This window comes from Pseudomonas sp. NPDC087342 (assembly GCF_044744265.1).
Lineage (GTDB): Bacteria > Pseudomonadota > Gammaproteobacteria > Pseudomonadales > Pseudomonadaceae > Aquipseudomonas > Aquipseudomonas nunensis.
Genome location: NZ_JBIUXZ010000003.1, coordinates 132,473 through 147,851, shown reverse-complemented (window position 1 = coordinate 147,851; position 15,379 = coordinate 132,473). Strand labels below are relative to the sequence as shown.

Sequence of the window (15,379 nt, the reverse complement as noted above, 5' to 3'; positions counted from 1 at the left end):
GATTGCCCTATTAATAAATCCGTCCCCTTTGTGTCCAAACCACAAGTCAAATCTCTGCGCTTTACTGTAATTTTTCTGGGCCAAAAGTACCGGTTATTTTCCAAACAGTAGATTGATGCTCTTCAAATTTCCCGCCCAAATCTAATCCGGTGCCCTTTATGGTGGCTTTAAAACCAGCATTCAGCCCGTAATCGTCCGAGTACGTTAGTGACAGATTGAAATTCCTTAATCCGTTGTTTACGCGAGCGGTAGCAACAGTCTGCCAAAGAGCTTCGTGAGGATACCAAGTCAAATTCTCAGGGATTGATGGATTGTCATGCCCTGTCAATTTTGCGTCAAAAATAATTGTGGAGTTCTCTGCTCTATTTTTTCCGACGCCAATCGAAGCAGAATCTCCAGCCGGGGTTGTAACGCCGAGACCTGCTGAAAACTCTTGATCCCAGCCGCTGACATGCTCAACCTTAATTTCATTAGCGCCTAGGCTCGATAGAAGCGTTATCACTTCCGCAAACTTATGCTCGAACGCCTGACGGTGGAACGAGCTAGCGGTGTAGTACATCAGATGATTTGCCGGATGTTGAGCGTAAACAACATTTTCTCGCGGATGACCTGGCGGGAAAATAAGATTAATTTTCTTAGATTCGGAATAGCTAAGAGTGGTGAGATCAGCCCCTTTATCTAGAGCATCCATAATCGTTTTAATCAGTTCTACGGCTTGCTTGCCGAGAGTAATGGCAAACGGTTCACCATAAAAAGAGAAGACTGAATTAGCGATTTTTTTTACGAAGCTCTCTTCAGGTGCTACTGGTGCCATCTGGACTTCGCGCATTGCTTCAGCTGTTTTATCCGGGACCACGACAATGAGTCTATGGCCAATCTCGTAGCTGTCATCCATGAGAATTTCGATACTCTAATTAGATTGATAAGTGGTGGTATTCAAAGCCTACTAGATTCGGAAAGGAACTCCAACTGTAGCTGGTTTATTTTCCCCTGATATACGCGCTGATATGCCTCTGACAACGATGATGATTTGAGCCAACGCTCTCAGCTTTGGAGACGAGCGATCCTAAGCGAAGGGCCGCTTCTGGCCGAAAGCAACCCCTCACGTAGATCCGCTAAAAAACCATGGTCGCCAGTCATCTATGCCTAAGCGTAAGGGCAATTACTAGCACTCCCGCAGTCGCATAATTGCGTCTGTAATAGCTTTTGCGTTTGTGTCCAAGGTTTCCATGGCCGCTACTGCGTTTATTGCAACACTCTCTACGCTATTTTCTAAAAGCCATTTGGTGATCTCTTCTATTGCTGCACCAAGAGCGTGCTGATTGTGCAAAAGCAATGTCAGAGCATCCGCCGTGGCAATCGCGCAGTCTGGGTTATCCGGCATGGCGGTCATCCTTGATGAGTGGTGACGGAAGCCTAGTTCATCTCTCTACTCTCCGTTCCGGCCGTCATCTTTAATGCGGTCGCTATCCAGTGTCTTGTCTCATTGGTTTACTGGCACCCAAGGACCTGAAGGTTCATTGGTTCCTACGAGCATTAACGTAAGGACACCGTATTCGTAGCTCCCTGGCACTCCGCCAAATTCGATTTTTTCGCCGTCTTTGAAGATTCCATCGTAAAGCGTAATTGGGCTGCCATTGCGTGGCGTGATTGTTACCTTCGTCCTGCCCGAAGGGCGGCAGGAGCCTCGGACAAGGGCTTCAGTGTAGTTGTCACGCTCCCCTTGATCGAAAGTACGAACTTCAGTTTTTCCACCGGGACGGCGGCAGTCTTTACCATATAGCCCTACAGCCATGACCTCTGCTGATCGCTCTTTATCGACTTTTGCGGAAATGTAGAACGTCAGCTGGGCGACGATTTGCTGGTCTAAAGGCATGGGAAAAATTTGGTCCTGCGCCCAGGCGACAAGCGATAAAAACAACGGATTGAAATTCTGAGACAAAAAATTGCTGTAGGCCTCGGCAACGGCCCCGCCTGTGGCAGACAGAAGTGCTATCCCGGCACTTTTGACCCAGCTCTTTTGTAGCGTTTGGCTCGTGGAGGAAGGCTTCGAATGCTCAGGATTTTTTCTTACTGTGGGCTTGTTTCGCACTGCATCCTCGCATTCTTATTGGTCCAATATTCTTCTGATAGCGAATGAGCCACCCTGACAAGGAGGCGTTACCGTGTGCTTCCTTTTTTCCTACATCAAATGATGTAGAATTTACGGAAATCCCCAGAGGCACTCCCTCATGCGCAGCGAAGATTTTGCTTTTCAGGACGTACCACCGGAACTTGCAATTGAACATCTCTTCGGGATCACAGAGAGTGACCTCCGGGCGACGATCATAGATTGCTTTCGATCATTCGTAAGCGCTGGCCCCCTCCACCCGAAAGGTTCGGGTGGAACGCTTGCATGGATACATGGCATCCGGGCTCTACGAGCCATTCTATTGCCAAAGGGCTGGACGTCAGACGATCCGCGAAATCAGCCGCGTGTTGTCTCTCCGGATGGCAAGCATGCAATCACCGTAATCTGCGGCGATGAAAACACTGGCAATCCTCATCAGACGCCTTTGACCCGCAACAAGCGGGGAAGTCAAACCACCAACAGTGTTCATTACAATGCAAGGCAGCAGGATTTGTTTCCCGTTTCTCGTGAGGAGCTGCAACGCTTCACTCCAGGGACCGAGCGTCAGCAGACTTTATGGATCTTGCTTTTCCACGTAGATGTGCAGAACCGTACGGTGCATTACGAATTGTCTCGCCCAATCAACATGGCAGAGAACGAAAAGGTTGACGACTGGGCGCCTCGCTTTATCATGCCGCCGCTGCAACTTGGCGAGCCGGACGGGTTCCAAGGTCCAGCAGCAGGCCCAGACATAGATATCCCTGTGACACCGAGATCATGAACGAATTGAGCGATTTCAATCCCAACCGGCTAATCCTTGCTAGGCAACGCCGGAGTCTTACCAAGAAATTGCTCGCCGACCGTGCAGGTCTTAGTAGTAAGCTGATCACGCTCTATGAAACCGGTGTCCAGGAGCCTACGGCTGAAAGCTTGGGCCTGTTGTCTCATGTCCTAAAATTTCCCATGAGTTTTTTCTTTGGGCAGGACATTGAGGCGCCTACAGATGAGAACGCTAGTTTCCGTTCATTTTCTCGCATGACCGCAGGGCAACGCGACGCTGCTCTGGCTGCTGGCGGTATTGCGTACCTGCTAGCTGACTGGATAGATCAGAAATTTAATCTTCCAGTGGCTGACATTCCGGACTGTTCGGGCATGGACCCTGAAGCTGCCGCAATGGTTGTCAGGACCGAATGGCTGCTGGGTCAGACTCCGATTAAGAACATCGTCCACTTGTTGGAATCTAAAGGTGTGAGAGTTTTCTCACTTGCTGAGGAGACGAACCAAGTCAACGCTTTTTCGTGCTGGCGTCGAGGCACGACTCCATTCGTGTTTCTAAACACCCAGAAATCGAGTGAGGCAAGCCGGTTCGATGCTGCCCATGAGTTGGGGCATCTAGTGCTGCATCGCCACGGAGAAAACAAAGGTAAAGAAGTGGAGGCTGAAGCGAATGCTTTTGCCTCAGCTCTCCTCATGCCGCGCGACAGTATCCTCGCCTATGCACACGGATGCAGGACCACTGCTGATGTTCTCAAAGCGAAGAAGTTTTGGAATGTCTCGGCGATGGCTCTGACCTACCGGTTGCACAAGGTTGGAATACTGACTGAGTGGGTCTATCGAGATCTGTGCATCGAGTTTTCGACAATGGGGGCCCGGACTTCAGAGATTGACCCCTCTCCGAGGGAAAGCTCCCAGGTGCTCCAAAAAGTACTTAGTTTCGCTCGGGATAGAGGAAAATCGCTTCAGGGTATTGCGTCGGACTTGAGCGTGGCTCCAGATGATCTGACTCCAATTCTCTTTGGTCTAGCTCCGGTGATTGTCACAGGTAATCATGCAGGATTACCCACTGCTAAGCGCGCGCCAAACTTACGGGTAGTACGTCCCTGAGCTATTCGTGCGATGGATTGGTACAAGCTGCCTAGATTCGCCGAGGCCGTTAAGAGATCGCCCTCTTGGGCCACTTCAGCGCAGCTGGTGAATCGCAGCTGGCTAGTCAGATAAATAACGCGTACCGCGAAATAGTCCAGTTGGCAAAGCGCCGTCAGAGGGGGGGCGACCAATCCCCATTCTCGCGTTTCTATCACCGCAGAAGGGAAGTGACTTCACAGCGGATGGGGGCTTGACGATGATCTTGAATGGACTCAATTCGATCAATCACGCCCTTCACAGAATGCCATTACCTCTACGAGTTAACGCCTGGGAAACAGGGCTTGCCTGTCACCGTTACCTCGCCGCTCTGATGTCTTGAGTCTGCACGTTATGTGCCCCCCACTGATTGGCTTATGCGGTTGCCCGTTTGGACTCCGTCATGCACGCCTAAAGTTTTGTAGAAACTGAGGAATTGGTCTGAGAACTCTTCGGTGAGTCCCTGCTGGGCAGACTTGCGGGACCTAATTACAAGGAAGCCCGTGTCAATCTTCACGGACAATGGCCGTGCTTCCAGCCCCTTGCCAGCGAATTCTGTAGCCGTAGGAGGGTCAACAATGCTGACTCCTAAACCCTGTGCAACCAGAGCGCATGCAGTGTGTGTCAGGCTCGCCTCCAGGCTTGTGATTCTGGGTACTTGGGCAAGGGCTAATTGCACCCCAGATGAAAAAAGAGATCCTGGTCGCATGGAGATGAATCTCTCTCCTGCAAAATCTGAGGGGCTCACGATTTCCAATTTGCTCATCGAGTGACCGGTCGGCATTACAGCGACGGCATCCATTTCAACAGCCTCCATCTCCACGCCGTGAGGGTTCAAAGGGCCTTCGGCGTAACCGATGTCAACTTGACCTGCGGATACCATCTCAACAACTTGGTGCGATGGAACACCAAGGATACTGATCTGCAAATTCGGTCGGTCCGGTAGGAATCGGGACAAAAACCTAGGTAGTAGAGTGTTGGCGACGGCAGGCATCGCTGCAATTCGTAACGAACCTGCGGTGTGTTCACGAATACCGGCTGCCAGTCGACCTATGCGGTCGAGCCCAATGAACGAGCGCTCAACCTCAGGTATCAACGCCGCCGCTTGAGGAGTCGGGATGAGGTGACTCCCTTTACGTTCGAAAAGCGGCAATCCGATTGCTTCTTCGAAATCTCGCACTAGGCGTGTCACTGCTGGCTGCGTGACCGACATCAGATTCGCGGCACCTGTCATCGATCCGGTACGCATGACGGCATGAAAGGCTTCGACTTGGCGCAGGTTGATCCGCATGATTCCTCCTATAACATTTTGACATACTGAATAGGGCGATATTTGATTTTGAATTATGCCGCTGGCATGCGAAATTGCAACAAAACCAAAGCAGAACAATAAAAATATGCGACAGCCTAGAGTCCTCTTGAAGCCCCTGCCCCCGAAATTCATTAGCTATAAGTGCTTGCCGCTTGTGGAGTAGTACCTTGAATTCCCTCCAAATTATGAGCTTTGGTGAACAGGGTTGGGCGGCAGATATGTTGCTCGCAGCCCTCATGACATGCGCGATCTCAGTCTCGGGTTTTCTCGGCGGGTCTGTCATTGGTTGCTTGGGCTGCTGGGCGAAGCTTTCCCAGTATGCGCTCCTCCGATGGTTGGCAGATGTCTACACAACAGTGCTCCGTGGTGTGCCCGACCTGCTGATCATTTACATGTTCTATTTCGGCAGCAGTATGGTGTTGACCCAAATTGCGCAGTCCCTCGGCTTCAAAGGGTTTGTTGGCTTTCCGGGATTTTTAGTTGGCGTGGCAGCCATTTCTGTAATCAGCGGTGCCTATCAACTTGAAGTGCTTCGGGGAGCGGTTATCAATGTGCCGGTGGGTACCATCGAGGCCGGAAAGTCGCTCGGGCTTCCAAAATTAAAATTATTTGCGCTGATCCTTGCCCCGCAAGCGCTGCGAATAGCTCTTCCAGGACTCGGTAACGTCTGGCTTTTGGTTCTTAAAGATTCTGCGTTGATAAGTGTCGTAGGGTTGGTCGAACTCATGCGTCAGTCTCAAATGGGAGCTGGAGCTACTCATCAGCCCTTCTTGTTCTACTGCACGGCTGCGGCCCTCTATTTTGTGATCAGTGCCTTGAGTAGTCACTTGATCGGACGGCTTGAACACAAGCTGGACAAGCCAATGAGGAGAGCATGATGGATTACACTTTTATGCTTGATTGTTTCAAGCGGTTATTGGCGGGCGTCCCTCTAACTCTCAGCCTTTCTGTATTCTCATGTGCTGTGGGACTGGTACTGGCCTCGGTGCTCTGCGCAATGCGGCTTTCAAAAAAGCCTTGGTTGGATTATCCCGCACGTACGTTTGTTGGCATTTTTCGTGGCACGCCGCTTCTTGTGCAGTTGTTTGTTATCTATTACGGGCTAGGTCAGTTCCATGGCGTACGTGACAGTTTCTTGTGGCCCTACCTGCGTGAGGCCTACTGGTGTGTTTTGCTGGCACTCGCTCTAAACACAGCAGCTTATACCAGCGAGATTCTACGTGGTGGAGTGAACTCTGTTCAGAGAGGGCAAATCGAGTCAGCTTTATCCGTAGGACTTCGAAAAGACCAGATTTGGACGAATGTCATCATTCCTCAAGCATGGCGCCAAATGCTGCCTGCTTATGGCAACGAGATTATCTTGCAAATCAAGTCAACCTCCTTGGCTTCAATTGTAACGCTCATGGAAGTTACAGGTATCGCGGCAAAGCTTGTGTCTGAAACTTATAGACCAATTGAGGTTTTTGTATGCGCGGGCGTCCTGTATCTGATTTTCAATTTTGTAGTAACCCGCGTCGTACAGCTTATTGAAACCCGGATTACACGGGGACTGCGGCGCTAATTCGATAGTCGTGCATCTGCCAACAATCGCAAATGAGGAAGTCTGATATGACATTCAAGAAATTGATGATGGGTACCATCATGTTCGCTTCAGCTTGCGCGAGCATTGCGCACGCAGATGACGTGGTCAGAATCGTTACCGAAGGTGGTTACGCGCCTTGGAACTTCGTGAAACCAGGTGGGCAACTCGACGGATTCGAGATTGATCTCGCAAAAGATCTATGCGACCGCATGAAGGCTCGCTGTGAAATCACTGCGCATGACTGGGACAGCCTGATCCCATCCCTCAACGCTGGTCAGACTGACGCGATCATTGCAGGCATGAGCATCACCCCAAAGCGGCAAGAAGTGATCGGCTTCAGCCGCACGTATGCAGCCCCAATCAACACCTTCCTGGTTGCGGGTGATAGCCCCCTTGGATCGCTCCCTGGGCAAGGGAAGAACATAAACCTGGACACCGATGAAGCAGGTGCTCAAGCACTCGTGAAGGAGCTTACTCCATTGCTGAAGGGCAAGGTGCTCGGCGTACAGGGTTCGACGACAGCCTCTGCATTCGCTGAAAAGTATCTGGTCAACGTGGTTGAGGTCCGTGAGTACAAGACGGTCGATGCCCACAACATGGACCTGATGAGTGGACGCATCGACGCAGTGCTGGCCAACGCTGTCGTCTTGAAACAGTCCATGAAAGATCCTTCGATGCAAGAGGCGAAAATGGTAGGCCCGACGTTTACCAACGGCGTGTTCGGCCCTGGCATCGGTGTCGGCCTGCGTAAGTCTGATTCCGCGCTGAAAGCCAAATTCGATGAGGCAATCACCTCTGCGGTTAAAGACGGCACGGTCAAGAAGCTTTCAGAAAAATGGTTCTCGGTTGACGTAACCCCATCGGAATAAGTGTGTGTGGCTTCCAGGCTGACCGGAGCAGGATGTGATGAGTAGCGAAACAATCGTAGTAGGCGGAGGCTTGGTTGGTTTGGCAACCGCCTATGGCTTGGCGCGCGCAGGCGTGTCAGTGCGGCTGTTGGATCAGGGCGATGTCGCATTGCGAGCAGCCCGTGGAAACTTCGGCTTGGTCTGGGTGCAGGGCAAAGGCTATGGCCTTCCAGCGTACGCACGTCTAACCATGCGCTCAGCAGCTGGTTGGCCAAGCTTTGCTCATGACTTGCTCAGTGAGACCGGCATTGACGTTCATCTACGGCAGCCTGGGGGTTTTACTCTTTGCCTCAGTGATGAGGAGATGGCGGAAGAGACGCGAATCCTCCACTGGCTTCGTGAAGCGTTAGACGATGATTATCGCTTCGAGGAGCTTGATCCTTCCGAGTTGCGTCGTCGCCTGCCATCTGTAGGCCCCGATGTGGTTGGGGCTCTCTATTGCCCAGCGGATGGTCATGCCAATCCGTTGTTGTTGCTCCGGGCACTTACCGCTGCGGTTCAGAAACGTGGCGTGAGTCTGGAGACTGGTTGTGACATCTCTGCCATTGAGCGTGATGGATCAGGCTATCGGCTGGTCGGAGCGGGCAAGTCCTGGAGCTGTGATCGAGTGGTTCTGGCCGCAGGGCTTGGTAACCAGTCGCTAGCTGAGCAGGTGGGAATTTCTCTCGGCCTTGAGCCCAACCGAGGTCAGATTCTAATCACAGAGCGGGTTCCCTCATTTTTGGACTATCCCACCAACTATGTGAGGCAAACAGGTGAAGGCACTTTACAGCTTGGTTATTCAGGGGAGGCTACAGGTCTGAATGACGGGGTCAGCACTCCAATTATGTCTAGCATCGCGAGCAAAGCGGTCGCGTGCTTTCCTCGATTGGCGAATGTGCAGTTGGTTCGAGCCTGGGGCGCACTTCGCGTACTCACGCCGGATGGCTTTCCAATCTACGAACAATCCAAAACCTTTCCTGGTGTTTACGCATTGACCTGTCATAGCGGTGTAACGCTCGCAGCTGTTCATGCCTACGAAGTCGCACCTTGGATCTGCGGTGGTCCAGCTCCCTTGGAGCTTGAAAGCTTTAACAGCCAGCGATTCCTCAATCCTGTCCGCGAGGTATCCAACCATGCGCACTGATCCACTGTTTCGAGCGCTGGATGACCATAACACCTTGGTTGAGATCGAGTTCGATGGCGAACGGTTAGAAGTCCCGAATAACGTCAATCTTGCCGCAGCACTTCTTGAAGCTGGAGTCACCAGCACCCGGCGTACCCCAGTGAGCGGCGCTCCGAGATCCGCGTACTGCATGATGGGTGTCTGCTTTGAATGCCTGGTTCAAATTGATGGTGTCACTCGTCAGGCCTGCCAAGTGCGAACGCAATCGGGATTGAAAGTGGAGACTCATTTTTCTCGTTCGACTGATGGTGAGTCCAATGTCTGAGCACGTACAGGTTGTAATCCTTGGCGCAGGGCCAGCTGGCCTTTCCGCTGCCCTCCAGCTCCATGCTGAGGGTATCAGCGTTCGCGTGCTAGATGAGCAAGCCACGCCCGGAGGCCAGATTTACCGCGAAGTGAGTTTGGCATCTTCCAAACGCAAAGCGTTGCTGGGCAAAGAATATGCGGCTGGTGCTCAGCTCGTTACCGGATTCCTTCGCAGCGGGATTGATTATGTCCCTGGGGCATCCGTTTGGTTCGTGAGCCCTGAGCGGGAAATTCATTATCGTGTGGCTGGTGAGACACGGGTGGTAACGGCGGATCGGGTTCTGTTCTGTAGCGGTGCCTACGAGCGTCCGATGCCTGTACCGGGTTGGACATTGCCAGGGGTCATGACAGCCGGGGCAGGCCAAATCCTACTCAAAACAGGAGCCAGTGTGCCCAATGGCCCAGTGGTGTTGGCAGGTACCGGCCCGCTGCTTTATCTCCTAGCAGTTCAGTACGTAGAAGCCGGTGTGAAGATCAAAGCGCTCGTGGATACAAGCAAGCGCTCTGACGCCCTAAAGGCCGCCCGCTACCTGCCTGCCGCGCTTCCTGCATGGCGACAGTTGCTCAAAGGTATTTTGCTCATGGCACGCATCCGGCGCGCAGGTATTGAGTGGTACCAAGGCGTGTCGAACATCGCTATCCAGGGAACATCCCAGGCTGAGGGTGTCCGTTTCACTAGCAATGGAATTGAGCACCACGTTGATTGCTCATTGGTACTGCTCCATCAAGGCATCGTGCCTAACACTCATCCAACGTTGGCTATCGGCGCTGAGCACCGTTGGGATGAGGGGCAATTGTGCTGGATTGCCAAGCAGGATCAGTGGGGCGAACTGAGCGTTCCTGGTTTCTTCGTTGCTGGTGATGGTGCAGGGGTGAATGGTGCTGAGGCTGCTGCATTGCAGGGGCGCCTGGCTGCCACGGGTATTGCCCATTCAATCGGTGGTCTCACTGCGGACGAAGCTGCCAAGCGAGCCAGTGTTGTGCGACACGCCTGGAAGAAATTCAACAGCATCAGGCCCATGCTTGAGCGCTTGTACCGTCCTGTGGTTGAGCTTCAGCTCCCCTCCGATGACACGATTATCTGCCGCTGCGAAGAAGTTACGGCAGGAGCCGTACGCCAATACGCGGCGCTGGGCTGCCTCGGACCAAACCAGACCAAAGCATTTGGCCGCTGTGGAATGGGCCCATGCCAAGGGCGGCAGTGTGGCCTCGCCGTCACACAAATACTTGCTGGTGCGCGAGGCGTATCTCCGGCTGAGGTCGGGTACTACAGAATCAGACCGCCGCTCAAGCCGATAACGTTGGCTGAGCTGGCACGTGAAGAATGAGTGGAGGAACTCAAAATGACAACGATTGAACGGATTGATAGCAACGCCCGCCTGAGTCGCGCCGTGGTTCATAACGGAACGGTATACCTCGCCGGGGTCACTGCGTCTGATTGCACTCAGGATATTGAGGGCCAGACACGTCAGGTCTTGGCGACGATTCAGGAGCGTTTGGTCCGGGCCGGTAGCGACAAAGGAAATGCTCTCTCCGTGCAGATCTGGCTGGCGGACATTGTGAGAGATTTCGATGCAATGAACGCTGTTTGGGCCGAATGGCTCGGTGCCGATGGTCGACCAGCACGCGCAACGTGCCAGGTCGCATTTGATGATCCGGATCTGCTGATCGAAGTCATTGTAACGGCAGCTGTAAGTAATTAATTGCTCATAGCTTTATAACTATTCTAAGGCTTTCATTTAGCCTGATCGCGCATGGCAGAAGTCACGAGCGCGGAGATAATAGATAGGGTACTTTATGTCCATACCTTCAGAAGCTGCGACCCACAGGGATGGCGGGCAGACAGTAGAAATTATTAAAAGCCCGGTGGCCGAAAAGCTCATTATCTCCGGTCTGTGCAAACACTATGGCGAACATCAAGTATTGCGAGGCGTCTCCCTCAATGCTGTCAAAGGGGACGTTATATCGCTCATCGGCGCGAGCGGCTCGGGTAAGAGCACGCTCCTCAGGTGTGTGAACTTTTTAGAGCAGCCAGATGCTGGCCGAATTCAGTTGGATGAATATTGCCTGGATATCGGTAACGGGCTCCGCCCTAATTTGCCTAAGGCCAAGGAGTTAGAAAAACTTCGCTCTCGGTTAGGTATGGTTTTCCAGCATTTCAACCTCTGGAACCACATGACCGTCTTGGACAACGTCTGCCTTGGCCCTCAGAAGGTCTTGGGCATCAGTCGCCAGGAAGCGGTCACCCGCGCGGAGGGTTACCTTGAAAAGGTAGGCCTGCCAGCCAGAACGGCACAGCAATATCCTTCGTTCCTTTCAGGAGGCCAGCAGCAGCGGGTCGCTATCGCTCGTGCATTGGCGATGGAGCCCGAAGTCCTTCTGTTTGACGAGCCAACCTCTGCACTAGATCCAGAGCTTGTCGGAGAGGTGCTGAAGGTGATCAAAGCACTCGCCGAGGAAGGGCGAACCATGCTGATGGTTACGCATGAAATGGAATTTGCTCGCCAGGTTTCCAGCAAAGTTGTCTTTTTGCATCAGGGACTGATAGAAGAGGAAGGTGGTCCTTCTATTCTGGATCAGCCTAAGAGTGAGCGACTTCAAAAGTTCCTTTCTAACTGTCTCAAGTAATTTTTGGACTAATTCCGGTAGTCGGTTCAGTTGAATGAGCCGCTGGCTCTTTTGCAAATGGCTATTGCCATTCGCGGTATTGGTTCGATGAGTGCATGGCTGCAAATGCCATCTTAAATGTTCGGCGGCTAAAAGTTTGCTGCCAGAGCTGGTTCTACGCCTGGGAAATATCATGACTAATATCACAGAGTATGCGCTGCGCGCTGATTTTGATAACTATTTAGTTCCGAGCTACTCTCCCGCTTCATATATTCCTGTGAAGGGTCTCGGCGCTCGGGTATGGGATCAGCAGGGCGTAGAGCGAATCGATTTTGCAGGCGGTATCGCAGTTAACGCGCTAGGGCATGCTCACCCTGTCTTGGTGAGTGCGCTAATGGAGCAGTCGGACAAGCTCTGGCACGTTTCCAATGTTTTTACCAACGAACCTGCGCTCAAGCTTGCAAAGGCACTGGTTCGCGCGACATTCGCGGATCGAGTGTTCTTTGCTAACTCAGGCGCAGAGGCAAACGAGGCTGCTCTGAAGCTCGCGAGACGCTATGCGCATGATAAATCGGGCCCTGAAAAGTTCGAAATCATCTCGATGGTCAACAGCTTCCATGGTCGAACGCTGTTTACCGTTAATGTCGGTGGCCAGCCTAAATATTCCGACGGGTTTGGCCCAAAAATCGAGGGTGTTACGCATGTCCCGTTCAACGACCTGAGTGCCCTTAAAGCGGCCGTTTCCGAGAGGACCTGCGCGGTCATCATCGAGCCCATCCAAGGTGAGAGCGGTGTCGTTCCTGCCAGCAGAGATTACCTCCAGGGCGTACGTGAACTATGTGATACCAATGGCGCGCTCCTGATATTCGATGAGGTTCAAAGCGGCTTCGGGCGTACTGGTCATCTCTATGCCTATCAGGCCTATGGAGTAACGCCAGACATTCTCACCAGTGCCAAAAGCTTGGGTGGTGGATTCCCCATCGGTGCGATGCTGACTACTGCTGCCATCGCTGCTCACTTCACTCCAGGCACCCACGGCACTACCTACGGTGGCAACCCGCTCGGGTGTGCGGTGTCCCTCGCAGCGTTGGGTGTTATCAATACCGACGAAGTACTGTCCGGTGTAGCCCTTAAGCATCTGCGCTTCAAAGGTCGATTGGAGCAAATCGGCCAACGCTACGGAATATTTGATCAGGTGAGAGGCGTAGGGCTGCTCATTGGCGCAGTGCTTTCCGAGCCATGGAAGGGGCGTGCTAAGGAGGTTCTCACTGCTGCTGCGGCGCATGGAGTTATGGTTTTACAAGCGGGTCCGGATGTCGTGCGGTTTACCCCTAGTCTGGTCATCACCGACGAAGAAATCGATCAAGGCTTGGACCGGTTGGAATCCGCAGTCGCGGCTCTCACCAGGGATTCAGCAGCATGTTAGTGGTGAGACCAGCAACGCTCGCGGATTTGCCTCAGGTTATTAGCCTGGCCGAGCAGAGCCATATAGGAGTGACGTCTCTGTCTACCGATATGGCAAAGCTGCGCGAGAAGATCATCGTTTCGAAGACATCGTTGGATGCTGATGTCGCGTTTCATGGTGAAGAAAGCTATTTCTTCGTGCTAGAGGACAGTGACACCGGTCGATTGCATGGTTGTGCGGGGATCGTGGCCTCGGCAGGGTTCTCGGAACCATTCTACAGCTACCGAAACGATACCTTTGTGCATGCCTCTCGCGAGTTAGGCATCCACAGTAAGGCCCAGGTGTTATCGCTGTGTCACGACCTTACTGGTTACACGCTGCTGACCGGCTTTTATGTTGATCCAGACTTGAAGAACAGTGCAGTGGGAGAAGGGCTTCTGCGCGCTCGTCTGATGTTCGTGGCCAACCATCCAGCACGTTTTGCCAGCCATGTTGTTGCCGAGCTTATTGGGCACAGCGACGAAACAGGTGACTCACCTTTCTGGAATGCCGTAGGGCGTAATTTTTTCGATGTGAGCTACGACGAGGCGGAGCGCCTGTGCAGCTTACACAGTCGTACCTTCATCGCTGAATTGATGCCGTCATACCCCGTGTATGTCTCGCTGCTCCCGGATGATGCTCAAGAGGTAATGGGGGCCGTACACCCACAGTCAGCCCTCAGCCATGACGTCCTAATACGCGAAGGATTTGAAAGCGACAGGTACATCGATATTTTCGACGGTGGACCCACTCTCAAAGCGGACCTGGCGTCCATCCAGACTGTCGCAAATAGCCACCTGGCAACTGTGGTGGTCGGTGAGCGTCCAGTGAGCGCCTCAAACTATCTGGTTAGCAACCTTGGCCTGAGCGGCTTCCGTGCGATCACTGTGCAAACGGAATGGCTGCCAGACGCACCACTCATTTTATCCCCAGAGGCTGCTCTCGCACTCGCCGTGACCGAGGGCTCCTCCGTGCGTGTCGTTCCGCTCTGGAGCACTGGAGTACAACCATGATTGTCCGTCCCGTTCGTGAAGCTGACCTTCCAGCACTGCTTAAGCTGGCGAAGAGCACAGGCTCAGGACTTACAACATTGCCCGCAAACGAGGAACGTCTGGCGCACCGGGTAAATTGGGCAACTAAGACGTTTCGCGGCGAAGCAGAGGCTGCGGATGCAGATTATCTATTTGTGATGGAAGCGGACGATGGAGATGTCGTTGGCATCTGCGGGATCGCTGCTGCGATTGGCATGCGTGAGCCTTGGTACAGCTATCGAGTCGGTATGACCATTAGCGCCTCTCAAGACCTGGGTATACACAAATGCAATCCCACGTTGTTTTTAGCCAACGACCTCTCCGGGCATTCCGAGCTTTGCTCGCTGTTCCTGCACGCCGATCACCGTATCGGCTTGAACGGCCGTTTGCTTTCCAAAGCGCGATTCCTATTCCTGGCCGAGTTCAGCGAACTCTTTGGCGAAAAGATCATTGCCGAAATGCGCGGTGTATCCGATCAAGACGGTCGTTCACCTTTTTGGGAAAGCCTCGGGCGTCGGTTTTTCCAGATGGAGTTTGATCGCGCGGATTACCTCACTGGGCTTGGCAGAAAAGCTTTCATTGCTGAGCTGATGCCCCGCTTTCCTGTTTACACCTGCTTCCTTTCAGAAGAGGCGCGCAGCGTGATTGGCATGGTGCACCCGAACACCGAGCCAGCGCTCGCGATGTTGAAACAGGAAGGTTTCAGCTACCAGGGCTATGTCGACATTTTCGATGGGGGGGCATCTATCGAAGCGACAACCAAGTCTATCCGAGCCGTGGCAGACAGCCAGGTTCTAGTCCTCGCAGTTGGTACCCCTGGCGACCAAGCTGAGTCATTCCTTATCCACAACCGCCAATGTGAGAAGGCGCGCATTACTGCGGCGCCGGCACGCGTGGCCGCCGGATCACTCATCGTTAATCAACAGACTGCTGATCGCTTGCAACTCACACCTGGTGCCTCGGTCCGCGCAGTCCCCCTTAACCCTCCTAAACGCAGTTGAGAGAGGACCAG

17 protein-coding genes are annotated in these 15,379 nt (G+C 53.0%); 13 read left to right on the top strand and 4 right to left on the bottom strand.

The window, feature by feature from the left end; genetic code table 11:
- Window positions 1–61: 61 nt before the first annotated feature.
- The 3 genes from ACIOYV_RS11085 to ACIOYV_RS11075 form a co-directional block, all read right to left on the bottom strand.
- Window positions 62–895, bottom strand: a complete 834-nt coding sequence (locus tag ACIOYV_RS11085; RefSeq protein ID WP_401323636.1) for a hypothetical protein — start codon at window positions 893–895, stop codon at window positions 62–64.
- Window positions 896–1,165: 270 nt separating this feature from the next.
- The gene (locus ACIOYV_RS11080) at window positions 1,166–1,384 is read right to left on the bottom strand and encodes a hypothetical protein (protein ID WP_401323635.1); all 219 of its coding nucleotides are present in this window, start codon (window positions 1,382–1,384) and stop codon (window positions 1,166–1,168) included.
- A 99-nt stretch (window positions 1,385–1,483) separates the two neighbouring features.
- Window positions 1,484–2,092, bottom strand: a complete 609-nt coding sequence (locus tag ACIOYV_RS11075; protein WP_401323633.1) for a hypothetical protein — start codon at window positions 2,090–2,092, stop codon at window positions 1,484–1,486.
- 139 nt (window positions 2,093–2,231) lie between these two features.
- Here ACIOYV_RS11075 and ACIOYV_RS11070 point away from each other — a divergent pair, with 139 nt between their 5' ends.
- Entirely contained in the window at window positions 2,232–2,891 is a 660-nt protein-coding gene (locus ACIOYV_RS11070) for a hypothetical protein (RefSeq protein ID WP_401323631.1), read from the top strand.
- Complete coding sequence (locus tag ACIOYV_RS11065) at window positions 2,888–3,994, top strand: helix-turn-helix domain-containing protein (RefSeq protein WP_401323630.1); 1,107 nt, start codon at window positions 2,888–2,890, stop codon at window positions 3,992–3,994. The genes ACIOYV_RS11070 and ACIOYV_RS11065 overlap by 4 nt, the downstream gene beginning before the upstream one ends.
- Window positions 3,995–4,364: 370 nt before the next feature.
- On the opposite strand, the gene ACIOYV_RS11060 is transcribed toward ACIOYV_RS11065, so the two are convergent.
- Entirely contained in the window at window positions 4,365–5,303 is a 939-nt protein-coding gene (locus tag ACIOYV_RS11060; protein ID WP_401323628.1) for a LysR substrate-binding domain-containing protein, read from the bottom strand.
- Window positions 5,304–5,491: 188 nt separating this feature from the next.
- Between ACIOYV_RS11060 and ACIOYV_RS11055 the strand changes: the two genes are divergently transcribed.
- The 11 genes from ACIOYV_RS11055 to astA all read left to right on the top strand — a co-directional run bounded on the left by ACIOYV_RS11055 (window position 5,492) and on the right by astA (window position 15,368).
- Window positions 5,492–6,202 carry an ABC transporter permease gene (locus ACIOYV_RS11055; RefSeq protein WP_401323627.1) on the top strand — a complete coding sequence of 237 codons (711 nt, stop codon included), beginning with the start codon at window positions 5,492–5,494 and terminating at the stop codon, window positions 6,200–6,202.
- Complete coding sequence (locus ACIOYV_RS11050) at window positions 6,199–6,885, top strand: ABC transporter permease (protein WP_401323625.1); 687 nt, start codon at window positions 6,199–6,201, stop codon at window positions 6,883–6,885. Before ACIOYV_RS11055 ends, ACIOYV_RS11050 begins: the two co-directional genes overlap by 4 nt.
- Window positions 6,886–6,932: 47 nt before the next feature.
- Window positions 6,933–7,775 (top strand): lysine/arginine/ornithine ABC transporter substrate-binding protein, encoded by an 843-nt coding sequence (locus ACIOYV_RS11045; protein ID WP_401323624.1) that lies wholly within the window; start codon window positions 6,933–6,935, stop codon window positions 7,773–7,775.
- Between the two features lie 37 nt (window positions 7,776–7,812).
- The gene (locus ACIOYV_RS11040; RefSeq protein WP_401323622.1) at window positions 7,813–8,940 is read left to right on the top strand and encodes an NAD(P)/FAD-dependent oxidoreductase; all 1,128 of its coding nucleotides are present in this window, start codon (window positions 7,813–7,815) and stop codon (window positions 8,938–8,940) included.
- On the top strand, window positions 8,930–9,244 hold the full coding sequence (locus tag ACIOYV_RS11035) for a (2Fe-2S)-binding protein (protein ID WP_401323621.1): 315 nt from the start codon (window positions 8,930–8,932) through the stop codon (window positions 9,242–9,244). Before ACIOYV_RS11040 ends, ACIOYV_RS11035 begins: the two co-directional genes overlap by 11 nt.
- The gene (locus ACIOYV_RS11030) at window positions 9,237–10,613 is read left to right on the top strand and encodes an FAD-dependent oxidoreductase (RefSeq protein ID WP_401323619.1); all 1,377 of its coding nucleotides are present in this window, start codon (window positions 9,237–9,239) and stop codon (window positions 10,611–10,613) included. The genes ACIOYV_RS11035 and ACIOYV_RS11030 overlap by 8 nt, the downstream gene beginning before the upstream one ends.
- Before the next feature lie 15 nt (window positions 10,614–10,628).
- Window positions 10,629–10,988: a RidA family protein gene (locus ACIOYV_RS11025; protein ID WP_401323617.1), complete on the top strand. Its 360-nt coding sequence runs from the start codon at window positions 10,629–10,631 to the stop codon at window positions 10,986–10,988.
- Window positions 10,989–11,082: 94 nt separating this feature from the next.
- The gene (locus ACIOYV_RS11020) at window positions 11,083–11,913 is read left to right on the top strand and encodes an ABC transporter ATP-binding protein (RefSeq protein WP_401323616.1); all 831 of its coding nucleotides are present in this window, start codon (window positions 11,083–11,085) and stop codon (window positions 11,911–11,913) included.
- Window positions 11,914–12,085: 172 nt separating this feature from the next.
- Window positions 12,086–13,318 (top strand): aspartate aminotransferase family protein, encoded by a 1,233-nt coding sequence (locus tag ACIOYV_RS11015; protein WP_401323614.1) that lies wholly within the window; start codon window positions 12,086–12,088, stop codon window positions 13,316–13,318.
- Window positions 13,312–14,349, top strand: coding sequence for an arginine N-succinyltransferase (locus ACIOYV_RS11010; protein ID WP_401323612.1), 1,038 nt, complete (start codon window positions 13,312–13,314; stop codon window positions 14,347–14,349). The genes ACIOYV_RS11015 and ACIOYV_RS11010 overlap by 7 nt, the downstream gene beginning before the upstream one ends.
- Window positions 14,346–15,368, top strand: coding sequence for an arginine N-succinyltransferase (gene astA / locus ACIOYV_RS11005; RefSeq protein WP_401323610.1), 1,023 nt, complete (start codon window positions 14,346–14,348; stop codon window positions 15,366–15,368). Before ACIOYV_RS11010 ends, astA begins: the two co-directional genes overlap by 4 nt.
- Window positions 15,369–15,379 lie beyond the last annotated feature (11 nt).